Below are 23,089 nucleotides of genomic sequence, written 5' to 3'. Positions count from 1 at the left end.
ATATTTGATTTGCTATTGATGCTCGGCTTTTGCGCAAAAGCGCGAAGCAGCACCATTTTGGGTGGCTTCCCCAACCGCATCTGCCCTATCTTTCGACCGGGTCGGACCGTCCACTACCAATGGCGATGCCCAGCGCCGGCCTGCAGGTGTGGCCAAACTGCAGCACCGAGATGTCCGCCGATATCCGCTTCGACAAAGCTGCGGCACCAACGGCACGTCGTCACATAACTGTTATGTATCGCGCCTAGCTAAAATTCCGTCGCCACATCCCAGCCACGTCTCGGCCACATCTCACATTGAGGGACTACAATGCTTTCTCCAAAGATTACCCTTCCGCTTGGCATCTGCCTGCTCATGGCGACGCCCAGCTTTGCAGCCGACCTGGTTGAAGCAGCGCCGCCGCCAGCACCGGCCGCGCCGACCTGGACCATCGGCATCGAGGGCAGCCCCGAGTTCTACGCCATCAACAATGGCAGCAATACCGCTCGGTCGCTCGCCGACACCTACTTCAAGCTCAGCGTTTCGCACAGTTTCGACAATAACTTTGTCGGAGGTGTGTTCATTCAGCCTACCTTCAAGACCGGTGGAAAAACCCAGTACTATGGCGAGGCCAGCGTCGGCTACAAAATCAAGCTGAACGATGTCTTCACCCTGACGCCCAGCGTGGCCGTTGGCTACACCTGGCACGACACGGGCATTCCCAAGGACGGTGATGCCAATGGTCAGATTCCCTACTATGCCCTCTATCTCGCGGGCGATTGGAAGCTGACCAAGCAGTGGACCTGGAACGTGTTCAACCTGCGTTACCGCAATGGCTTCAGCACCAAGTGGGAAACGCCGAAGGTGGCCACTGGCGTCACCTACAACATCGACTCCACCAACGCGGTGTATCTGAACGTCGGATATTCGTGGAAGAAGATCGATACGACGTCGTCGCCCTACAACGACCTGGCGGCCGACAAGATCAACATCGCGCTCGGATACAAGCACTCGTTCTGATCACGAGCGTTATAGCTCCAGAGGAACTGGATTAGCGTCACGGGGTGCCCGCGCTCGAATACGCGCGTGCACCCCGAAATCCGTGGCCATAGTCAAGACAGCTTGCCGGGATGCGTCGTTGCGGTCAGTTCACCAAAACGCCGACCAAGAGCGGAGCGATTCGGAGGACACGTGTCCGCTCGGTAGCTTTGTTCGTGGCCGGCGTCACTGCCGGGTATCCCGAAGGATCATCTCCGCCGCTTTCTCCGCGATCATGATCACCGGCGAATTGGTGTTGCCCGACACGATGGTCGGCATGATTGAGGCATCGACCACACGCAGTCCGCCGAGGCCGTGGACGCGCAGGCGGTCGTCGACCACCGCCATCGGGTCCGACCCCATCTTGCAGGTGCCGACCGGGTGGAAGATCGTCGTGCCGATGTCGCCAGCCTTGCGGATGAGGTCTTCGTCGCTGTCATATTGCGTGCCGGGCAGCATCTCCTCCGGCGCAAAGCGTGCCACGGCCCGTGCCTTCATCAGACGTCGGACATGGCGTAGCGAAGCGATGGCAACACCGCGGTCTCCCTCCGTGGAGAGATAGTTCGGCTGGATCTTCGTTGGCTCGCGCGGACTGGCCGAGCCCATGTGCACGGTGCCGCGGCTTTCCGGGCGAAGATTGCACACCGACACCGTCACTGCGGGAAAGCGATGCAACGGCTCGCCAAGCCGGTCAGTGCTCAGCGGCTGCACATGGTATTCGAGGTCGGGTGTTTCGAGGCGCGGGTCGCTTTTGGCAAAGATGCCAAGCTGGCTCGGCGCCATCGACAGCGGGCCGGACCGCTTGAGAGCGTATTCGAGGCCCATCGCCGCGCGGCTGAACAGATTGTGGTAACGCTGGTTGAGGGTCGCGGTACCCGTCACCTTGAAGACCGTGCGGATCTGCAAATGGTCCTGCAGGTTTTCACCAACGCCGGGCAGGGCATGGCGCACCTCGATGCCGAGGCGCGAAAGCAGCTCGGGTTGGCCGATACCGGAAAGCTCGAGCAGCTTCGGCGAATTGATCGCACCGGCCGCGAGGATCGTCTGCCGTGCACGGACATGGTGCAGGCCGTCACCCTGGCGATAGACCAGTCCGGTGACGCGACGGCCTTCGAACTCCAGCCGTTCCGTCTCGGCACCGGTGACCACGTGCAGATTCTGGCGATCGGCAATGCCGCGCAGGAAGGCCTTGGAGGTGTTCCAGCGCACGCCCTTCCGCTGGTTGACCTCGAAATAGCCGGAGCCCTCATTGGTGCCGGTGTTGAAATCGTCGGTGCAGGGAATGCCGAGTTCCTCGGCGGCGTCGCGGAAAGCGTCGAGGATCGGCCATGACAGGCGCTGCTTTTCGATCCGCCATTCGCCGCCAGAGCCGTGCATGGCGCTGCCGCCCCCGTGATAATCCTCCGACTTGAGGAAATAGGGCAGGACATCGTCCCAGGCCCAGCCGACATTGCCGGCCTGGCGCCAGCCATCATAGTCGGCCGCCTGGCCGCGCATGTAGATCATGCCGTTGATCGACGAACAGCCGCCCAGCACCTTGCCCCGCGGATAGTTGAGGCTGCGCCCGTTTAGCCCGGCCTCCGGCTCGGTCTTCATCAGCCAGTCGGTGCGCGGGTTGCCCATGCAGTAGAGATAGCCGATCGGGATGTTGACCCAATGATAGCGGTCGCTGCCGCCGGCCTCGAGCAGCAGCACCCGGTTGTGCGGATCGGCGGAGAGCCGGTTGGCCAGCACGCAGCCGGCCGAACCCGCGCCGACAATGACGTAATCATATGCGCCTGACGAAGAGGATGGAGTTTTGGTCACGTGAGCGCCTGCTCGGCGGCGATGCGCTGCCAGATCGGGGCCATCGCCTGGTTGATCTCCCGGTACAAGCGATAGCGCCGTGCATAGGCCGGGGCAATCGCGCCGTTGGGCGTATAGTGCAGGGCGGCTTGCGTCATGGCGGCTGATCCCGCGCTGAAATCGGTGAAGACACCGACCCCGGTGCCGGCGGCAATCGCCGCGCCAAGCGCGCCGGTCTCGCCGCTGCGCGCCACGGTGACGGGAACGCCCAGCACATCGGCGAAGATCTGCGGCCAGATGTGGCTCCGCGAACCGCCGCCCGACAGCACCGCTTCGTCGAATGTGGCCCCCGCCTTATGCAACGTCTCGACATGCCGCTTGTGCTCGAAGGCCACGCCCTCGAACAGCGCGCGCAGCATGTGCGCCCGCGTATGCCAGCCGGCCATGCCGTAGAAGCCGGCGCGCGCGCGGCCGTTCTGCTGCGAGCCATAGAGGAACGGGTGGTAGATCGGGATGTCGCCGGCGGGATCGACCGACGCGACGAGCTCGCTGCACAGTTCGAACGGCGACTTGTCCGTATCGTGCGTATGTTCGAGGAATTCGCGCACGATCCATTCGAGATTGGCTGCCGATGTGGCGCTGGATTCGATCGCCAGGTAGCGCGTGGGATCGAAGGTCGAGAGCATGAAGATCGAGGGATCGCGGATCGGCTCTTCGGTGATGACCTGGTTGATGCTCCAGGTGCCGGCAATGATCGAGGCGGCGCCCGTACGCGTGACGCCCGATCCGACAGCGCTGGCAACCACGTCGAACAGCCCGGCCACGACCGGCGTGCCGGCACGCAGGCCGGTCAGGGCCGCGACCTCGGCATTGATGTGACCGGCGATCTTTGCCGACTCCAGCACGGGTGGCAGCAGGTCCATGCAGTCGCCGAGACCATAGGCGGCGAGCAGGTCCTGATTGTAGTGCCGGCCCGGCATCTGGAGCAGGCCGCAACCCGACATGTCCGACGTGTCGGTGGAGCGCGCGCCGGTCAGCCGGTTGACGACGAAATCCTTGCACAGAAAAACTGTGCCGATCCTGGCGAACAGCTGCGGCGCGAAGCGCTTGAGCCAGGCGAGCAGGGTCGGCGTCTGCGCCGCCCATGGCTTTTGCAGGCAATGCACATAGGTGCGGTCGCCGACATTTTGCTCGGCCCATTCGGCAACGATGCCGACAGCGCGTGTGTCGAGCGACTGGATCCCGATCAGCGGCGCGCCATCGCGATCCAGCGCATAGAGTCCGTTGCCATGTCCGGCGCAGCCGATGGCTGTGATGTCGCCAGCGTCGATGCCGGCCTGTTCGATGCATTCCCCGATGACGGCGACGGCGTTGCGCCAGAGTTCCGTGAGATCGCGCTCGACATGCCCGGGCCTGGGCATGGAGGAGCGCCCGTCGCGGGCGGCCAATGCCAGTTCGCGCCCGGACATGTCGAAGATGATGGCCTTGATGACGGTGTTGCCGGCATCGAGGCCAAGAATGTACTTATCCATTGGCTCCTCCCGATGCCCGGCCTATGCCTGCTTGTACAGGTCCCAGGCCTTGGCGCCATCCGCGTCGTCATGGATGATCGCCATCAGCCCGCGCACCACGGCGCTCGGATTGGCATGCTGGTAGATATTGCGGCCATAGACCATGCCCATGGCGCCCTGCGCCATCAGCGCCGCCGACTTGTCGAACACCGCGTGCAGATCCTCCTTGCCGCCGCCGCGCACCAGCACCGGGCAGCGCGCCGCCTCGACGACGCGGTGGAAGTCATTGGGGTCGCTGGTCGGATCGGCCTTGACGATGTCGGCGCCCATTTCGCGGGCGAGCCGCGTCAGGGTGACGATCTTCTCGGCGTCGCCGTCGACCATGTAGCCGCCATGTTCGGAGACCGGCAGCATGGCCAGCGGCTCGATCATCAGCGGCATACCGTATTTGTCGCACTCGGCGCGAACCCGCGCGATGTTCTGCACACACTGCCGAAACAGGTCCGGCTCATCCGGCAGCATGAACAAATTGACCACGACGCAAGCCGCATCCATTTCGATGGCGCCCACCAGCGGCTCCGCCTCGTTCTGCAATACCGCCCACATCGCGCGATGGCGGACCTTGTTGTAGGGGTTGCCCATGTCGATGCGCATGACCAGCGCCGGCTTGTCCTTGCCCTGCACAGCCTGCAGCAGGTCTGCCTGTCCGTAGTTCATCTGGATGGCATCGGGTCCGGCCTTGACCAGTTGGCCAACGACCCCTGCCATGTCCTCGAGCCCGTTGAGGAAGCTCGGTTCGTTGCACACGCCATGGTCGATGGCGACATCAAGACAGCGGCCGCCGCCGAACAGCCGGTTCATGCGGACTTTGGTGTTCACGCGCATAGGGCGCTCCTTTTGTCGTTTGTCCTGGAGAGATCGGAAAGGTCGATGCCATACCGGCGTGCCAGCAGGGCAAGAAAGGCGTCGCGCTCGGCTGCGGCTCTGGTGGAGTCCCAGCCTTTGTGAGCAGCCAGAATGGCCAGCACGGCGTCGATGACAGGGAGGCTCAGACCACCGGTAATGGCAATGGTGGTGCGGCGCAGGAAAAGATCGGCGAGACACTCCACCTGCTCGCGCTCGATGATCAGGCGAATCTCGCCCGCCGCGTAATCCGACCGCGAAAGCATCGACGACGGCTCGGCGAACTGATCGGCGGAAGTGCCGTAACGTTCGAACAAGGAACAGGCTCGTTCGATGCTCAAGCCGTGTCGCTCCGCCAACGCCGCGCACCATGTTTCGGGATCGTCGGGAAAGTCGCGACCGCCGCCTATAGCAAGGTCCTCGGTGCCTCTGCTGCGCGCCAGTCCGAGCCGCGCTAGTGCCATGTCAGCCGCCATCGCCCCGAAAGAGCGGAAGGTGGTCCACTTGCCGCCGATCATGCAAAGGGTCGCCGGCAGATGGCCATTGGCTTCGACGAACTCACAGAAGTGATCGCGCGGGATGCGGCCGGTAAAACTGTCGTCGGTGGCGGGCAGGGGGCGGACGCCGGAGAAGCTGAACACGATCTGGTCTTCGCCGATCTTGATTGAGGGAAACACGAAGGCGAGCGACTGCAGGATGTAGCGGCGCTCGTCATCCTCGCAGCGCACCTCGTCGGGGTTATCGACGCGAATATCGGTCGAGCCGATCAGCACCTTGCCGAGATAGGGAAACAGGATGCAGATGCGCCCGTCCTCATTCTCGTAGTAGACCATGTGGCCGCCCAGCGCGCCGTAGAGCTTCGCATTGTCGACGATCAGATGCGAACCCTTGGTGCCGCCCATCATCCTTGGCGCGGACGCACCTATGGCTTTGTTGGTCAGGTCGATCCAGCCGCCGGTGGCATTGATGATCAGCGTCGGGCGGATCGGCAGTGCCTCGCCGGTCAGACTGTCGGTCAGCACCAGCCCGGCGTCCGCGGAAGTCACCGCAGCATAATTCAGAGCACGCGCGGATGGGCCGGCAGCCATGGCGTCGAACAGCATTTCCAGGCCGAGACGCTCCGGCCGGCTTACCCAGGCGTCATAATAGGTGGCGGAGCTGCGGATCGCCGGGTTGATGGCCGGCCATGTCCCCAGCGTTTCCGCTCGGCCCCTGAAACGATGTGTCGGCATCAATCGCCGCGCCGATGTGAACAGGTCGTAGAGCGTCAGCCCGGCCTTTATAACCAAAGCACCCCGCCGGCTCGGCCGTCGCGTCAGGCCGAGAAAGCGCACCGCCCCATTGGCGATGCCCGAAAATGTGTCGAAGATCGGCACCGTCGTCGGCAGCGGCGCGACATAGTGCGGAGCGTTCCTCAACAACCGGTCACGCTCGGCCAGGGACTCGCGCACCAGCTTGAACTCGCCGTTTTCGAGATAGCGCAGCCCGCCATGCACCATGCGCGACAGGGCAGCACTCGCGCCACTGCAATAGTCACTTTTTTCCGCCAGCACCACGTCGACGCCCTGCAGCGCCAGCTCGCGAAAAACGCTGATGCCGTTGATGCCGCCGCCAATGACGAGCACGGCAATATCGGGCCGCTCGCGCAGAGCGGCGAGTGTGTCGTTGCGGTTCATGTGGCCTGCCTTTTTCGCTCAGGCATCCAACGCGGTGAGATGCGCGGCAATCGCCGCGTCGATGGCGGCAAGTTCGCTGGCGCTGAGCGCTATCTCCCCCGCGCGCGCATTGTCGATGGCCTGCTCGGCATTACGCGCGCCGCACAGGGCGAAGGTGATGCCAGGCTGGGCCAGCGTCCAGGCAATGACGATCTGGGCCATCGATGCCTGGTGCTGCGCCGCGATCGGCGCGATGGCTTGTTTCAGCCGCGCTACCTTTTGCCGGCTGGCGGTGGAGAAGCGAGGATTGTCCTTGCGCTGGTCGTCGCCGGTAAACTCCCGCGCCGGATCGATCGCGCCGCTGAGCAGGCCGAGCGCCAGCGATGAGTAGCTGAGCGTTGCGATGTCGTTGCGGCGAGCGATCGGCAGCAGGCTGCCTTCGATCTCCCGGTCGATCATCGAATAACGTTCCTGGATCGCGTCGATCTGGCCGGCGGCGACATAGTCCTGGAGGTCTTGGGTGCTGACATTCGAGGCGCCGATGGCGCGGATCTTGCCGGCGGCCTTGAGCTTTTCGAGCACCGCCATGGTCTCGGCGATCGGCGTCGTCGGGTCCTGCCAATGGGTGATGTAGAGGTCGATATGGTCGGTGCCGAGCCGGCGCAGGCTTTGCTCGAGCTCGTGGGCGATGCCTTCGGCGCCGAGATAACGATGCACCGGCTTGCCGTCCTGGTCGAAGAAATGGTTGCCCTTGCCGGAGTGCCAGTTGAGTCCGCATTTGGTGGCGATCACCACTTTGTCGCGCTTGCCCTTGATGGCCTTGCCGACGATCTCCTCGCTGCGGCCGAGGCCATAGGCCGGGGCCGTGTCGATCAGGCTGATGCCTGCATCGACGGAAGCTTCGATGGCGCCGATCGATGCCTGTTCATCGGTGCCGCCCCACATCCAGCCGCCGATTGCCCAGGTGCCCAGGCCGACGGCCGAGGCGTGGACGCAGGACTTGCCGATCTGGCGGATAATCTGTTGGGAGCTCATGCTGCCTCCTGTTGGGCAAGGTCGAGAATCTGGAGGCTGGTCGCCTCGTCGGTGACGATGGTGTCGAGATGGTTGCCGCGCATGGCGCTGAGAATGGGCGCGGCCTTGCTGGCGCCGCTTGCAATGCCGATCGAGCGCGGGATGGTGGCGAATTCGTCGAGGGTCAGCGACACCAGCGAACGGTTGAGCGCATAGCCGCAGAGCTTGCCGTCGCGGTCGATGAGGTGAGCAAGCAACTCGCCGGCCGCACCTGACTGTTCGATGGCCTGCCGGTCGGCGCTCGATGACGGGTGCAGGTCGTAGTAGCTGGAATCATCGCTCAGGATCGAACCGACGCCGACCACGGCCACATCCGCCTCGCGCGCCTTGCGGAACACATCGGCGACCGAGCGCACGCCCATCAGCATTTCGCGCTGCTCCGGACTGTCGGCAAACAGCGGCGCATGAACCTGATAGGCGCGCCCGCCGAGCTTGTCGGCCATCAGGGAGGCGACGTGATTGACGTCGGTATAGTGCTTGCCCTGGACGAGGCCGGTGGCGGGAATGACTTCGACGTCGTAGCGGCGGCCGGGCTTCAGCCCAGCGACCAGCGCGCTGACACCCTTGCCGCCGGTGATCGAGATGGTGTCGCCATCCTTGATGGTGTCGAGCAGCAGGCGCGCTGCCGCTTCGCCGACGCGCTGCAGTGCCGTCTGCGGATTGTCAGACACCGTGGGCACGACCACCGCGCGTTCTATGCCGCCCAGCGCCACCAGCCGCGCCTCGATATCGACCAGATGGTCGATCGGCGACTTGATCTTGATCTCGACCAGGCCGAGCTGGTGGCCGCGCTTGATCAGCCGGTTGACGGTGGCATGCGAGATGCCGAGCTCCCGGGCGATTTCAGCCTGGGTTTTGCCTTCGACATAGTGCAGCACCAGCGCCTGGTGCATCTGGCGTACCGTGGAGATGTCGTCGCGGGTGTTGGGAGGGGCCATGATCTTGTCTCGTCGCCTTTGGGCTCAGGACTTCTTGCGGTGCAGGAAGTGATCGATCGACACCGCCGCCAGCAGGATGCAGCCCTTGATCATGTCCTGCCAATAGACCGACACGTCGAGCAGGATCAGAGAGCTGGTCACCACCGAGAGCAGCGCCATGCCGAGGATGGCGCCGAAGATCGTGCCCGAACCGCCATTGAGCGAGGCGCCGCCGATCACCGCCGCGGCAATGATGTTGAGCTCCATGCCGGCGCCGAAGGTCGGCGTCGCAGCGCCGAAGCGGGCCATGTAGATGACGCCCGCCAGGCCGGCGAGGGTGGAACAGAGCACCGTCACCCAGAACTTCACCTGTTTGGTCTTGATGCCCGAGAACTGCGCCGCCTTCTCGTTGGAGCCGGTGTAGAACACCTTGCGGAAGGCGGTGGCGCGGCGCAGCAGGAAGTCGAAGATCGCCACGACCGCGACGAAGATGATGATGACATAGGGCAGGCCGTTGAAGCTGCCTTGGCCGAGGGCCTTGAACGACGGCGGCAGCGTGAACAGCGACAGTGGTGTGCCCTTGGTGACGATCAGGCACATGCCGCGCACGATGACCATCGCCGCCAGCGAGGTGATGAAGTGGTTGAGGCCGACCACGGTGACGAAGAACCCCATGGCCGCGCCGATCAGCGCGCTGACGCCGATGCCGATCAGGCTGGCGGTCCACGGGTCGAGCCCGGCTAGGAACAGCGCGCCAGAGACCACCATGGAGAAGCACACGACCGAGCCGACCGACAGATCGATGCCGCCGACGATGAGCAGGATGGTCATGCCGACGACGACGATGCCCTCGATGGAGAAGCTCATCAGCATGGCGCGGAAATTGCCCCATGTCAGGAAGTGTGGCGAGGCAAAGCTCATGGCGATGCACAGCGCCAGGATGATCACGATCAGACCGGCCTCGCGCATCGAGGCCATGCGGGCGAAGTTGCCGCGCCGCGCGATGCCGGTTGCCTTGATCTCGGCATGCATGAGAGTTTCTCCCGCTTCCCTAGGCGACATTCTGGGCCTGCTTTTGCTGAACTGAAGGTGTCTGGACGCCCGAGGCGAGCATGATGATGGCTTCCTCGCCGAGTTCGTCGGCGGTGAGCTCGCCGGCGATCCTGCCTTCGCGCACGACGGTGACGCGGTCGCACAGGCCGATCAGCTCCGGCAGCTCCGACGAGATGACGACGATGCCGACGCCCTTGCCGGCGAGTTGCCGCAGCAGGCGGTGGATCTCGACCTTGGCGACGACGTCGATGCCACGTGTCGGCTCGTCCATGATGATGACCTTGGGGTCTACAGACAGCTGCTTGGCGATCGCCACCTTCTGCTGGTTGCCGCCGCTCAGCGTCGAGACAGTGGCATCGATGCCGGCCATGCGCACGCCGAGCTTTTTGGCCAGCTCCGTCGCCTGGCTGTCCTCGGCCCGACGGTCGAGCAGTCCGAGCGCGCCGGTCAGCTTGCGAAGGTCGAGCGCCGAGATGTTAGCCGCGATCGGCATGTTGAGGAACACGCCTGAACCCTTGCGGTCCTCGGAGAGGTAGACAAGCCCGGCTTTCACGGCGTCGCTGTAGTTGCGGATGCGCAGACGCTTGCCGTCGAGTGCGACTGTACCTGAAGTCGCGGGCCGCAGCCCGCAGATGGTCTGCGCGATCTCGCTGCGTCCGGCGCCGATCAGCCCGCCGATGCCGAGGATTTCGCCGGCACGAAGTTGCAGCGACACATCGTTGAAGCGCTGGCCGTCGGAAAGCGCGTCCACGTCGAGCAGCAGGCGCCCCGGCTCCTGCGGCGCCAGCTTGTCGGGATAGAGCTGGGTGATCTCGCGGCCGACCATCTTGCGGACCACGTCGTCGGGCGAAGTCGCGGCGATCGGATCGGTGGCGACATAGTGACCGTCGCGGAAGACGGTGACCCGGTCGCACAGCGAAAAGATCTCGGCCATGCGATGGCTGATGTAGACGATGGAGATGCCGCGCTGCTTGAGGCCGCGCACGATCGTAAACAGGCGCTGCGCCTCGCTTTCGGTCAGCGCCGCCGTCGGTTCGTCGAGCATCAGCACCTTGCAGTCGAGCGTCAGCGCCTTGGCGATCTCGACGAGTTGCTGGTTGGAAATGGAAAGGTCGGCGACCCTGGTCCGCACGGGAATGGGAGCGAGCAGGTCCATGACCTTCTGGGCGTCGGCATGGAGCCTCTGATAGTTCATCAGCGGTGCGCGGCGGCTATTGATCGCCGCCATATAGATGTTTTCGGCGACGGTCGCGTCCTGGCACAGCGCGATCTCCTGGTGGACGAGCGCGATGCCCAGCCGCTGCGCCGCCGAGGGCGAGGGGATGGAGACACGCTGGCCGTCGATCAGGATGTCGCCCTGGTCGGGTTGCAGGACACCCGCGATCATGTTCATCAGCGTCGACTTGCCGGCGCCGTTTTCGCCGCACAGCGCATGGATTTCGCCGCGCCGGAGTTCGAACCGCACGTCGTCCAGCGCCTTGGCCGGGCCGAACGCCTTGGACAGGCCGCGTATTTCAAGAATGGGCGTTTCGACCACGCCATACTCCCTGCGATGGGCGCTTCAGGGGAAGGGGGCAGATACCCCCTTCCGTTCTATTCGCCGCGGCCGGACGCCGGGGCCATGGAGATCTGGTCTATTCCTCGATGCCCTTGGTGCCGCGCCGCTGCAGATACTTGTCCCAGTAGAAATCGTCAGCGTTTTCGGCGGTGACGATGGCGAAGCCGTTGTCGACGAAGGGCACGCTCATGGCGTTGAAGCCCGAGCGCTTGGCGTCGTTCATCGGGTCGATCAACTGCGGATGCTTGGCCAGCCACAACAGCATGAAGCCCATATAGCCCTGCATGCCCTGGTTGGGGTTGACCGATCCGTAGATTTCGCCGGCCTTGATCATGTCGAGGATCTTGGCGTTGACGTCGGCCAGCATGACGCGGATCTTGCCGCCGCCTTCCTTGGCTGCCTGCGCAGCACCTATGGCCGAATTGGCTTCGGGCATGAACACGGCGCCGAGGTTAGGGTGCGCCTGGGCGAGGCTGAGGACCGCCTGATAGGCCTTGGTCGGATCCTGGTTGGAGGCGGCGCGGCCGACGAGCTTCATGTCCGGCCATTTGGCTTCCATGCGCGCGACGAAGGCGTTGACACGCTTGTCGTGATTGTCCTGGCCGGGGTTTTCCAGCACGGCATATTCGCCCTTGCCGTCCATCGCCTTGGCGACAGCATCGGCGGCATAAGTGCCCTCTGCGTTGTTGTCGGAGGTGATGTAGGAGATGCGCTTGGAATTGGGCGAGTCCGCCGCGAAGGTCACCACGGCGGTGCCTTGTTCGATGGCGCGATTGATCGGCTCGATGAACGGATCGGAGTTCATCGGATGCACCAGGATGCCGGCCGGCTTCTGCGCCAGGGCCTGGTCGAAGGTGGCGATCTGCTTGTTGACGTCATATTCCGGCGTGCCGGTATAGGCAGTCTCGCAGCCGAACTGCTGGCCGGCCTGCTTGAACATCTCGTAGACCGGGAACCAGTATTCGACCCCCGAGACCATGACGTTCATGACGTATTTCTCACCCGGTTCGCACTTGAACGGGTTTGCGGTTTCGCCGGCAAGCGCCTGAACCGAACCCAAGCAGGTCGATGCAGCCGCCGCGATCGCGAGCGTGCTCAAAAATTTGCGCAAGTTTCCTCCCCTGGCCAAAGCCATTCTCAATAGGCGTCGCGAGCGCCGAGGGCGCCGCTATGTGATTGATTGTCGCCGGACTTCCTCCTGAACCCCGACGTCCCAACCATTGCAGCCTGCCTGAAATGTGTCAATAAAATTCAGATAGTGAAATATATTTCAGAGTATAGCGTGCAAGTTTGATCTTCAAGTTCGAACGAGCGCAGTCGGGCTGCGTCGTCCTGACGATCGGAAATGTCGGTCGATCAGATTCTATCTTGGCTAAATGGCTATGCGGACAACTCGGCGATGCAGGAGATCGCTGATAGTGGGAGCAACGGGCCGGCGACTTTGGAAGCAGCGCTTTCAGCTTGGCGTCGTCTTGTCGCGACGCTCGACGATGTAGATGTGGTCGGCGGCCAGCGCGACCTCGCCACGCTGGTTGATCACTTCGCAGCGCTCGATCACGCGACCCGAATCCGGTCGCTTCGGGTCGTCTTCCTTGGCCACGATGGTGGTGCGAGTCTTGATCGTATCGCCGATGAACACTGGCTTGATGAAGCGGAGCCTGTCGTAGCCATAGGAAAAAGCGACTGGATTGACGACGCTTGCCGTCAGCCCGATGCCCACGGAGAAGACCAGCGTGCCATGCGCGATGCGCTGGCCGAACGGCGTCGTCTTCATGAACTCGGCGTCCATGTGGTGCGGGAAGAAATCGCCGGTGTGCCCGGCATGGACGATGAAGTCGGTCTCGGTGATGGTACGGCCGCTGGTCGTGCGCGAGGAGCCGATCTCGTAATCCTCGAAATAGACGATTTGCTCCATGTCAGGGCCTCGCCGCGAGCGGTGTCGCCGGCGCGGCACTGGATTGATAGCCGGCTTCGACAAGCGCCATGGTGTTCCAGGCATCCTCGACGGAGCTGACAAGTTCGGCGTCCTCGCCGGATGCATAGCGTTGGACATTGGCCATGCGCCCGACAAAGGCATCGGGGAACCATTCGCCCTGAAGCGGCACCGTGATCCAGTCGGAGCCGCCCTTCGGATGGATTTCCAGGATGTCAGGCTCGCCGCGCGGATAGTCGAGGTTGAGACCGAGCTTGAGGTAGGCCGCGCCCTCAGTGCCGCAGATGCGGAATTCGCAGGCCTGGTGCCGGCGGCCGAATTTGTGGTCGTGGTTGATCGACAACGCACAGCGCACCGTATCGCCATAGTCGAGGATCGCGCTGGTGCGCGTTTGCGCGACCTTGTGGTTGGGATGGCCAAGCGTCTTGGCGTGAATCCCCCTGGGGTCGCCGAGCACCTGCCGGATCAGGTCGAGATAGTGGATCGAATGCATGGCGATCTCGACGCGCGGCGCTGTCTGCAGGAATTCCCAGAGCTGCCAGGGGGTCGCCAGCGCCAGCCAGGCGTCGAAATCGACGATGTCGCCCAGCCACCCCTTGGCGATCGCATCTTTCAACGCCAGCATCATCGGCGCGAAGCGGAGCTGGAAATTCACGGCCGCCTTGAGGTTCTTGGCGCGGCAGGTCTGCAGGATTTCGGTCGCCTCCGTGAGGTCGCCGCCCATTGGCTTCTGGATCAGCGCCACGGCACCATCGGGCAATTTGCCGAGCACGCCGACATGATGGGCCGGCGGCGTCGCGAGATCGAAGATGGCGTCCTTGACGGAGGCGGCTTCCTCGGCCGACCGGTAGGCGGCGATGCCCCATGTGTCCGCCAGCTTCCGCGCCTTGGCGTGATCGGGATCGAAAAGCCCCGCAACCGGGAAGCCGGCTTTCCGGTAGGCCGGCAAATGCGCGTCGCCGACGATCGAGCCTGCGCCGAAGATTACGATCGGCCTGGGATTTGACGGCCGCGCCCACCTCTGCGAGAGCGAAGCGGGATCGAAAGCACCATCAGTCATGATGGAAGACTTCGTCCATCGTCGCCCACCACTCGCCTTCCTTGCGCGTCGGCAAGGGCTCCTGGCAAGGCATGCAGACCGCCCACCATTCCTGCGTCCTGGGGTCGGCGGCCATCTTGGCCATGTCGGCGGCATAATCGGTGCCGTGATATTCGAAGGTGCTGAAAAGCAGGTTCTCCGGCTGCTTCAGGTAGATCGAATAGTTCTTGATGTTGCAGGCGGAAATCATGGTCAGCACATCCGGCCAGACGTCGGCGTGAAGCCGTACGTACTCTGTGACCTTTTCCGGCTTCAGGCCGAGTACCATTCCCATCCGCTGCATGTCCGCTCCCTATTTCACTATTGTCGTGGTGAACTCGGCGATGCTCTTCGCCTTGACCGCATCCCAGTCCCAGTCGATGCCAATGCCGGGTTCTTCCGGCGCCAGGGCGTGCCCGTCCTCGATGCGCATCTTCTTGCCAGTCAGCTCGTCAAGCTGGGGAATATACTCGACATACCGGCCGTTCTGAATGGCGCAGGTTAGGCTGACATGCAGTTCCATCAGGAAGTGCGGGCAGACCGGAATGTCGAACGCCTCGGCCGCATGCGCCACCTTCAGCCAGGGCGTGATGCCGCCGATTCGGCCGACATCGACCTGGACGATCGAACAGCCGCCCTTCTGCATGTATTCGCGGAAGTGGCGGATCGAGTAGAGCGACTCGCCGATAGCGATCGGCGTCGACGTCGCGTTCGACAGCCGCACATGCCCATCGATATCATCGGCCGGCAGTGGCTCCTCGATCCAGGCAAGGTCGAGCTCGCGCAACCGCTCGGCACGGCGGATCGCCTCGTCGACAGAAAAACCCTGGTTGCAGTCGGTCATGATCTCGTAGCCATCGCCGACCGCCTTGCGTACAGCCCTCAGCCGCGCCAGATCCTCTGACCCGTGCGGCTTGCCGATCTTGACCTTCGAACCGCGAAAACCCTTGGCCTTGGCGGCGAGCGCATCGTCGACCAGCGCCTCGGTCTCGATGTGCAGCCAGCCGCCCTCGGTGGTGTAGAGCGGGCAACGATCCTTGGCGCCGCCGGCCAGCTTCCACAGCGGCAGGCCCTGCTTTTTCGCGCGCAGATCCCAGAGCGCGGTGTCGATGGCCGCGAGTGCAATTGCCGTGATCGCGCCGATCGTCGTGGCGTGGGTGGCGAATTCAAGCTCGTGCCAGGTCGCCTCGATCATGTCGGCGTCGCGGTCGATCAGCCGGGGTGCCAGATGATCGGACAACAGCCGCATCACCGAGGAGCCGCCGGTGCCGATCGTGTAGCTGTAGCCGGTGCCGACCGCGCCATCAGAGTCGGTGATGGTGACGATCGGCGTTTCCTGGCTCACGAAACTCTGGATCGCGTCGGTGCGCTTGACCTTCGGCACCAAGTCGACGATGCGCAGTTCGACTTTTTCGATTTTCGCCATGGTTAGCCTCGCAATGTCCGTCCGGTCGCGGCGGAAAACAGATGCGCCTGCGAAAGGTCCAGACTCATCTTCACCTTGTCACCCGGCCGCAGCGGTTTCGGGTTGAGCATGCGCGATACCCAGTCGCTGCCGTTGAATTCGACGAACACCAGCGTCTCGTTACCGAGCGGCTCTGTCACGATCACCGGCAATTCAAGCTGGTGGACGTCGGCGTCGGCACCGGAGCTGATACCGTGCCCCGTCGGATAGATGTCGTCGGGCCGGAGGCCGAACACGACCTTGTCGCCGACCGCGACATTCGCCTTGAACTGGCTGGGCAAGGGCAATCTTTCGCCGCTGGCGAACAGGAGTTGTCCGGCGTCGAGGACGGCTTCATGCAGGTTCATCGGTGGTGAGCCGATGAAGCCGGCGACGAAGCGGGTGGCTGGGCGCCGGAAAACCTCGTCGGGCGTGCCGACCTGTTCGATATGGCCGTCGCGCATGATGACGATGCGGTCGGCGAGCGTCATCGCCTCGACCTGGTCGTGGGTGACATAGATCACCGTCGACTGCACCTTGGCGTGCAGCTTCTTGATCTCGGTGCGCATCTGCGTCCTGAGCTTGGCGTCGAGGTTTGACAGCGGCTCGTCGAACAGGAAGACATCGGGATCGCGCACGATGGCGCGGCCCATGGCGACGCGCTGGCGCTGGCCACCGGACAGTTGCGAAGGGCGGCGGTCCAGCAGCGTGTCGAGGCCGAGGATGGCCGATGCCTCGGCGACGCGCCGGTCCATCTCTTCCTTTGCCGCCCCCGCGATCTTCAGGGAGAAGCCGAGATTCTCGCGCACCGTCATATGCGGGTAGAGCGCGTAGGACTGGAACACCATCGAGATGTTGCGCGCACGGGGCGGCAGGTCGTTGACCTTGCGGCCGCCGATCTCGATCACACCGCCGCTGATATCCTCGAGTCCGGCGATCATGCGCAGGGTTGTCGACTTGCCGCAGCCGGAGGGTCCGACCAGGGCAATGAACTCGCGGTCGGCGACATCGAGATCGATGCCGTGCACGACCCCTACCGGGCCATAGCTCTTGGTGAGTTTCTTCAGGGATACGGTTGCCATGTCAGCCTTTCACCGCGCCGGAGGTCAGGCCGCCGACGAGGTGTTTCTGGACGATGAAGGTAAGCGTGAGGGCCGGAATGATCATGACCACGGCCAGCGCGCACATGCCGCGCCAGTCGATGGTGAATTCGGCGGTGTAGTCGAGCAAGCCGACCGGCAGCGTCTTGGAATTGACCGACCGTGTCAGCTGCGAGGCGAGCGCGAACTCGTTCCACGAGGTCAGGAAGGCGAAGATGCCGGCGGAAGCGATGCCGGGGCCGGCCAGCGGAAACTCGACCTGCCAGAAGGCCTGCCAGCGGGTGCAGCCGTCGATCTGCGCGGCTTCGGCGAGGTCTTTCGGCACCTGCCGGAAGAAGCCGTCGATCAGCCAGATGGTGAAGGGAACGTTGAGCGCGACATAGGCGAGGATCAGCCCGAAATGCGTGTCGATGATGCCGAGCCGCGCATAGACGAAGAACAGCGGCAGCGACAGCGCGATGCCCGGCACCGTGCGCGTCAGCATCAGGCCGAGGAACATCGCCGACTTGGCGCGGAAGCGGTAGCGGGCGAAGGCGTAGCCGCCGGCCATGCCGATGGCGATGGCGATGACCGTGGAGGTCACCGAGATGATCAGCGAGTTGCGGAAATAGTCGAGCACGGGAATGCCGCCCTTGCCGATGCCGCTGAACATCGCGACATAGGCGTCGAGCGAGACCTCTTGCGGGATCCAGACCGGCGGCTTGGCCATGATCTCGACGGTCGGCCTCAGCGACGACAGCACGATCCAGATGCCGGGCAGGCAGATGACCAGCATGGCCAGGAACAGGCCGATGGCATGAGCGATGCTCAAGGCACGGCGGCGCAGGCGATGGGAGGCGTTCTGGTCCATGCTCACCATTCCGCCGCGACCTGCGAGCGCGCCGCGGCGAGCTTGCGATAGAAATAGACGGTGAACAGGATCGACAGCAGGATCGAGAAATAGGCCATGGCGTTGGCCATGCCCATCCTGGAATCGCTGTAACCGGTGCGCGCGACGAGCGTCCAAAGCAGCTCGGTGCGTCCCGCCGGGCCGCCGTCGGTCATGATCTTGACGATGTCATAGGCGCGGGCGACGTCGAGCGAGCGGATCGTCATGGCGATATAGGCGAACGGCATGATGAACGGCCAAGTGACATAGCGGAATGTCTGCCACGGCGTGCAGCCGTCGACACGGGCCGCCTCGACCGGCTCGCGCGGCATGGCCAGCAGGCCGGCTAGGATGAGGATCGCGAATACCGAGGTCGACGACCAGATCTCGGCGGTCAGGATGGCGAAGAAGGCGAGCTTGCCGTCGATCAGCCAGGGGATGGCGCGGTCGGTCAGGCCAAGCGCCTGCAGTGCGTTGTTCACAAGACCGATATTGTCGTTGAACATGAACTTGAACTGGAAGCCGACCAGGATCGGCGAGAACATCATCGGGAACATCATGATGGTGCGCAGCAGGCGTTGTCCGCGCGAGGCCTTTTCGACCAACAGCGCCAGGCCGAGGCCCAGCAGCATTTCGAGATTGAGCGCCACGGTCAGCAGCACGACAGTGCGCAGGAAGGCTGCCCAAAAATTCCAGTCGGCCAGGATGTTCGCATAGTTGCGAAAGCCGATGAACACCCAGAAGGTCTCCGGCCGGGTCAGCCGGAACGGCGTGAAGCTCGAATAAAGCGACAGGCAAAGCGGCACGACGACCACCGCGGCCAGCACGATGATGGCCGGCAGCAGAAGCAGGAACGGTGCCGAGGGTTTCCAGCCTTTCATGTCGATCCGGTTCTGGTTGGTGCCCGGACACCGAAGGCCGCCACCGGCGAACGGAGATCAAGACAAAGCGTCGGGGTTCTGGAAACAGTTCGGGGACGCAACGTTTTCACAAACGCCGCGCCCCCGGGGAGGATATCAAAGTTTGCCGGCATCCTGCAGGATCTGCGTCGCCTTGGCCGCAGCTTCATCCAGCGCTTGCTTGGACGTCTTGTCGCCCAGGATAGCAGCCTGCAGCTCAGGATAGACGGCGTTGGAGATCTCGATCCATTCCGGCGTCTGCGGCACCGCAAAGGCGTGCTTGGCCTCTTCCTGGAAGGCGGAAAGAACCTCCTTCTTGTAAGGATCGTTTTCAGCCTGTTTCAGGTCCCATTCCCACACCGCCGTGCGGGTCGGCAGCGGGCCGGCAGCGGCCTCGAGCTTCTGGCTGTCCTCGTTGGTCAGCCACCACACCAGCGAGGCTGCGGCCTCCTTGTTGGGGCAATTCTCGGTGACCGAGAAGCCATGGAAGCCGGACCAGCCGGTGCGCTTGCCAGAAGAACCCTTCGGCGCAACCTTGACGCCGACATTGCCGGCGACCTTCGACGATTTCGGATCGTTGAAGAAGCCGGCCCAGCCCGGCCAGTCGAGGTTGATGGCGATCGTGCCCGAGGCAAAGCCCTGGCCGAGATCGTCCCACAGATAGTTGGTGGTGCCGGCTGGAACTGCCTTGGCCTTGTAGAGATTGACGAACCAGTCAAGCGCGCGCACGCCGGCTTCGGAGTTGAAGACCGGCTTGCCGTCCTTGTCGAGATATTCGCCACCCTCGGCGACAACCATCTCGTAGAAGCGGCCGTTGATCGCCTCTTCCTTGCCGGCGAACTGGGTGCCGTAGAAATTGGGCGGGTTGGCGAAGAACTCGGCCTGATCAGTCACTTCCTTCCAGGTGTCCGGCGGCACGAGGTCGTAGCCGTATTTCGCCTTGAACTTGGTCTTGTTGTCGGCGTTCTCGTACAGGCTCTTCTGGTAGTAGAGCGCTGACACGTCGAACTGGGCGCGCGGCAGCATCTCCAGCTTGCCGCCGATGGTTGCCGCCTTGATCGTGGAGGGCACGAAGGCGTCAATCTCCGACTTGGGCAGCAGCTTGCTGAGGTCGGTGTAGAGGCCCGTATACTGCGGCGCGAAGGAGGAATGGTTCCAGCCGACGCACCAGCTGGTGCTGCCGGAAGCGATGTCTGATTTCAGCTCCTTGTCGATGTCGAAGCCGTTCTTCTTGGTCAGAATGTTGACCTTGGCGCCCGTGGCCTTCTCCCACTCGCCGATGCGCGTGTAGAGCGCCTCATATTGCTGGCCGCCGATCAGCTTGGCGTCGATGGTGACGCCGTCGAACTTGCCGGGCAGGTCTCCGGCGAAGGCAGCGCCCACACCAAAAGCAAGCAGCGTTACACCGGCCGACAGGCCGGAAATGAGTCTCTTCATTGGTTCCTCCCAAAGAGCCTGCATCGACGGTCATGACATGGCCGCAGGACAGGTTCATTCATATACAAACAAAACATTTATACACCGTCAAGCCGAAAGTTCTTTCGGAGGCGCGGTCTCTATGCGTATATGAAAGCTGGAATTCACTGGGGAACGACCATGGCCGAAGACGAGGATGACGACCGCTATCGCGCGCCGGCGCTGGACAAGGGGCTGGATATCCTCGAGTTGCTGGCGGGCGTCGATGGTGGCCTGACACAAGCGGAAATCGCCAAGAAACTCGACCGCAGCCCCAATGAGTTCTACCGCATGCTGGATCGCCTGGTGCGGCGGGGCTATGTCACGCGGCCGGACGGCGACCGCTATTCGCTGACGCTCAAACTGTTCGGCCTGGCGCAATTGCATGCACCGGTGCGCCGGCTGGTTTCCTATGCGACCCCGCTGATGCGCGAGCTTGCCGAAACATCGCAGCAGGCCAACCAGCTTGTGGTCTTCGACCGTGGTTCCGCGGTGGTGATCGCACAGCAGGAGGCTCCCGACTATTGGGGAATCTCCATTCGAGTCGGTTCGCACATCAGCTTGTTCGACACCGGCTCGGGCCATGTCCTGCTCGCTTTCCGTTCGCCGGAGGAGCGGCAGATGATGATCTCCGAGCATATGCGCAGCACCGACAAGCCCGCCCAGTCGCCGGAGTTCTTCACCCGCCTCGACCAGATTCGCGACCGTGGCTACGAGATGATGGCGTCGCTGCAGACAGCCGGCGTGTTCAACCTGTCGGCGCCTGTCCTGGGATCGGACGGCAAGGCGATCGCCGCACTTTCCGTCCCCTACATAACCCTGGTCAATTCACCCCAGTCGCCAGACATCACCCGCACCATCGGGCTGCTGCAGGTTGCAGCTGAAAAACTCTCGCACCTCGCCGGGTCAGCCGTAAAGCAAGGCAAGTGAATTCTTATTTGAATGAATGATTTCTCCGTGAGATGATCCGGAATCGCCAGGGAGGAACGCGCGGCCATGATCTTCGACACCCATCTGCACCTCATCGACCTGTCGGCACTGCGTTACCCCTGGCTCGGCGGCGTGCCGGCGCTGAACCGCGATTTCTCCCATGACGAATATGCGACCCAGGCGCGTCGCGCCGGCATCGAGGGGGCGTTGCATATGGAGGTCGATGTCGATCCGGCGGACATCGAGGCCGAGACCGGCCATGTGAAGGCGCAGTCACGGCAGAAGGGCAGCCTGCTGCGCGGCGTTATCGCCTCTTGCCGTCCGGAAGAGAAGGACTTTGCCACCTATCTGGAACGTCAGCGGGCTGATCCTTTCGTCAAGGGCTTTCGCCGCGTGCTCCACGTCATGCCGGACGCGCTCTCGGAGGGCACCCTGTTTCGGGAAAACATCACGCGGATTGCCGGCACCGGCCTGACCTTCGATCTCGTCGTCCTGCCGCACCAGATCCCCAGGGCCATCGCACTTGCCGATCTCGCGCCCGGCGTGCAGTTCGTGCTCGACCATTGCGGCGTGCCGGATATCAAGGGTGGCGCCGAGCATCCGTGGCGCGAGCATATGGCGGAGATCGCGCGGCGCCCCAATGTCGTCGCCAAGATTTCTGGCGTGGTCGCCTATGCGGACGCCGGATCCTGGACTGTCGAAACCCTGCGACCCTATGTCGAGCACACCATCACATGCTTCGGCTGGGATCGTGTCGTCTGGGGCAGCGACTGGCCGGTATGCACGCTTGGCGGCGGCCTCGCGACCTGGGTGGCGGCCACGCACGCGTTGATCGGCGGCGCAAGCCCGGATGAACGGACAATGCTGCTGTCCGCCAACGCCAAGCGGCTGTGGAGCCTGTGAAGCGGGCCGAGCATGCCCGACCGTCGGCGCTGAAGTTCAGATCGTCGCCGACACATGCCGCTCGCGGCCATAGAGCGAAACCAGCAGCACGATGACGAAGCCAAGGGCCGCCTGCACCGTCGAGGGCTGGAAGCCCAACCCGATCAGCAGCGTGTTGATCTCCGTCAGCACAAGCACGCCGGCGATGGTGCCGAAATAATTGCCGCGGCCGCCGACGAGGGCGGCACCGCCGACCACCACCGCGGCGATCGTCTGGAACAGATAGGGCTGGCCGACATCGCCATAGGCCGATCCCGTGAAGCCGAGCAGCAGCACGCCGGCCACGGCGGCGAAGAAAGCGCTCGCGGCGTAGGTCATCGTCCACATGCGCACGGGATCGATCAGCGCCAGCGGCGCGGCCTCCGGATTGCTGCCGACCGCATAGAGGCGCCGCCCATAGGGCGTGCGGGCGAGCACGACAGTCACCAGCAAGGCCAGCACCGCCACGCATGGCACCACCGCCGGTACCGGCAGTGGTCCTATGGAGCCGCCGATCGAGACGAAGTCGGAAACTGCCTGCGGCGCCGACCCGGATGGAAAGCCGCCGGTCCACAACAGGACGGCGCCCTGCACGATCATGCCGATGCCCAGTGTGACGATCAGCGGGTGGATGTTCAGCCCGCGCGAGATCAGGCCGTTCAGCGCGCCGATCAGGATGGCCAGCACGCCGACGATCAGGCAGACGACAGCGAAGTCCATGCCATTGCCATAGAGTTGCGCGGCAACGACATTGGCAAAGCCGATGACGAAGGGGATCGACAGGTCGATGCCGCCGAGGATGACGACCAGAGTCTGGCCGATCGATGCCACCGCCAGCAGCGAGGCGATGACCAGCAACGCGCGGATCGCGAACGGCGCGGAATAGCCGGGGATGAGCAACGTGCCGGCAATCTGCAAGACGACCGCGACGGCAAAGGCGCCGGCGACGCGCGCATTGGTGGACTGGAACCAGGTCTGGGCCATGTCT

Annotated in this window: 21 protein-coding genes; 3 read left to right on the top strand and 18 right to left on the bottom strand. The window is 63.5% G+C overall.

Annotated features, from left to right (window positions below):
* Positions 1-309 precede the first annotated feature (309 nt).
* Entirely contained in the window at positions 310-999 is a 690-nt protein-coding gene (locus tag ABVQ20_RS14545; protein ID WP_354460209.1) for an oligogalacturonate-specific porin KdgM family protein, read from the top strand.
* Positions 1,000-1,203: 204 nt separating this feature from the next.
* Here the strand turns inward: ABVQ20_RS14545 and ABVQ20_RS14540 are convergent, their stop codons facing one another.
* The 17 genes from ABVQ20_RS14540 to ABVQ20_RS14460 form a co-directional block, all read right to left on the bottom strand.
* Complete coding sequence (locus ABVQ20_RS14540; protein WP_354460208.1) at positions 1,204-2,823, bottom strand: GMC family oxidoreductase; 1,620 nt, start codon at positions 2,821-2,823, stop codon at positions 1,204-1,206.
* Positions 2,820-4,334: an FGGY-family carbohydrate kinase gene (locus tag ABVQ20_RS14535; RefSeq protein WP_354460207.1), complete on the bottom strand. Its 1,515-nt coding sequence runs from the start codon at positions 4,332-4,334 to the stop codon at positions 2,820-2,822. Before ABVQ20_RS14535 ends, ABVQ20_RS14540 begins: the two co-directional genes overlap by 4 nt.
* 21 nt (positions 4,335-4,355) lie before the next feature.
* Positions 4,356-5,198 carry a class I fructose-bisphosphate aldolase gene (locus tag ABVQ20_RS14530; RefSeq protein WP_435528346.1) on the bottom strand — a complete coding sequence of 281 codons (843 nt, stop codon included), beginning with the start codon at positions 5,196-5,198 and terminating at the stop codon, positions 4,356-4,358.
* Positions 5,189-6,892 (bottom strand): glycerol-3-phosphate dehydrogenase/oxidase, encoded by a 1,704-nt coding sequence (locus ABVQ20_RS14525; RefSeq protein WP_354460206.1) that lies wholly within the window; start codon positions 6,890-6,892, stop codon positions 5,189-5,191. Before ABVQ20_RS14525 ends, ABVQ20_RS14530 begins: the two co-directional genes overlap by 10 nt.
* 18 nt (positions 6,893-6,910) lie before the next feature.
* Entirely contained in the window at positions 6,911-7,906 is a 996-nt protein-coding gene (locus ABVQ20_RS14520) for an aldo/keto reductase (protein ID WP_354460205.1), read from the bottom strand.
* Positions 7,903-8,883, bottom strand: coding sequence for a sugar-binding transcriptional regulator (locus tag ABVQ20_RS14515; RefSeq protein ID WP_354460204.1), 981 nt, complete (start codon positions 8,881-8,883; stop codon positions 7,903-7,905). Before ABVQ20_RS14515 ends, ABVQ20_RS14520 begins: the two co-directional genes overlap by 4 nt.
* 24 nt (positions 8,884-8,907) lie before the next feature.
* Positions 8,908-9,894 (bottom strand): ABC transporter permease, encoded by a 987-nt coding sequence (locus ABVQ20_RS14510; protein ID WP_354460202.1) that lies wholly within the window; start codon positions 9,892-9,894, stop codon positions 8,908-8,910.
* A gap of 19 nt (positions 9,895-9,913) precedes the next feature.
* Entirely contained in the window at positions 9,914-11,452 is a 1,539-nt protein-coding gene (locus tag ABVQ20_RS14505; RefSeq protein ID WP_354460200.1) for a sugar ABC transporter ATP-binding protein, read from the bottom strand.
* A 97-nt stretch (positions 11,453-11,549) separates the two neighbouring features.
* Positions 11,550-12,584 (bottom strand): substrate-binding domain-containing protein, encoded by a 1,035-nt coding sequence (locus ABVQ20_RS14500; RefSeq protein ID WP_354460199.1) that lies wholly within the window; start codon positions 12,582-12,584, stop codon positions 11,550-11,552.
* Between the two features lie 345 nt (positions 12,585-12,929).
* On the bottom strand, positions 12,930-13,388 hold the full coding sequence (locus ABVQ20_RS14495; protein ID WP_354460198.1) for a MaoC/PaaZ C-terminal domain-containing protein: 459 nt from the start codon (positions 13,386-13,388) through the stop codon (positions 12,930-12,932).
* A 1-nt stretch (position 13,389) separates the two neighbouring features.
* Entirely contained in the window at positions 13,390-14,466 is a 1,077-nt protein-coding gene (locus ABVQ20_RS14490; protein WP_354460197.1) for a Gfo/Idh/MocA family protein, read from the bottom strand.
* Positions 14,459-14,788 (bottom strand): L-rhamnose mutarotase, encoded by a 330-nt coding sequence (locus tag ABVQ20_RS14485; protein ID WP_354460195.1) that lies wholly within the window; start codon positions 14,786-14,788, stop codon positions 14,459-14,461. The genes ABVQ20_RS14490 and ABVQ20_RS14485 overlap by 8 nt, the downstream gene beginning before the upstream one ends.
* A gap of 9 nt (positions 14,789-14,797) precedes the next feature.
* Positions 14,798-15,910, bottom strand: a complete 1,113-nt coding sequence (locus tag ABVQ20_RS14480) for a mandelate racemase/muconate lactonizing enzyme family protein (protein ID WP_354460194.1) — start codon at positions 15,908-15,910, stop codon at positions 14,798-14,800.
* Positions 15,911-15,912: 2 nt separating this feature from the next.
* Positions 15,913-17,010: an ABC transporter ATP-binding protein gene (locus tag ABVQ20_RS14475; protein ID WP_354460192.1), complete on the bottom strand. Its 1,098-nt coding sequence runs from the start codon at positions 17,008-17,010 to the stop codon at positions 15,913-15,915.
* A 1-nt stretch (position 17,011) separates the two neighbouring features.
* A complete protein-coding gene (locus tag ABVQ20_RS14470) occupies positions 17,012-17,878 on the bottom strand; it encodes a carbohydrate ABC transporter permease (RefSeq protein WP_354460191.1) in 867 nt (288 codons plus the stop codon).
* Between the two features lie 2 nt (positions 17,879-17,880).
* On the bottom strand, positions 17,881-18,777 hold the full coding sequence (locus ABVQ20_RS14465; RefSeq protein ID WP_354460189.1) for a carbohydrate ABC transporter permease: 897 nt from the start codon (positions 18,775-18,777) through the stop codon (positions 17,881-17,883).
* 135 nt (positions 18,778-18,912) lie between these two features.
* A complete protein-coding gene (locus ABVQ20_RS14460) occupies positions 18,913-20,232 on the bottom strand; it encodes an ABC transporter substrate-binding protein (RefSeq protein ID WP_354460187.1) in 1,320 nt (439 codons plus the stop codon).
* A 159-nt stretch (positions 20,233-20,391) separates the two neighbouring features.
* Between ABVQ20_RS14460 and ABVQ20_RS14455 the strand changes: the two genes are divergently transcribed.
* Positions 20,392-21,180: an IclR family transcriptional regulator gene (locus ABVQ20_RS14455; RefSeq protein WP_227348774.1), complete on the top strand. Its 789-nt coding sequence runs from the start codon at positions 20,392-20,394 to the stop codon at positions 21,178-21,180.
* A 66-nt stretch (positions 21,181-21,246) separates the two neighbouring features.
* Positions 21,247-22,083 (top strand): amidohydrolase family protein, encoded by an 837-nt coding sequence (locus ABVQ20_RS14450; protein WP_354460186.1) that lies wholly within the window; start codon positions 21,247-21,249, stop codon positions 22,081-22,083.
* A gap of 36 nt (positions 22,084-22,119) precedes the next feature.
* Here the strand turns inward: ABVQ20_RS14450 and ABVQ20_RS14445 are convergent, their stop codons facing one another.
* Complete coding sequence (locus tag ABVQ20_RS14445) at positions 22,120-23,085, bottom strand: ABC transporter permease (protein WP_354460185.1); 966 nt, start codon at positions 23,083-23,085, stop codon at positions 22,120-22,122.
* Positions 23,086-23,089 lie beyond the last annotated feature (4 nt).

Source organism: Mesorhizobium shangrilense, assembly GCF_040537815.1.
GTDB classification, from domain to species: domain Bacteria; phylum Pseudomonadota; class Alphaproteobacteria; order Rhizobiales; family Rhizobiaceae; genus Mesorhizobium; species Mesorhizobium shangrilense.
The sequence above is the reverse complement of the archived record's forward strand: the minus strand, read 5'-3'. Positions and strand labels throughout refer to the sequence as shown.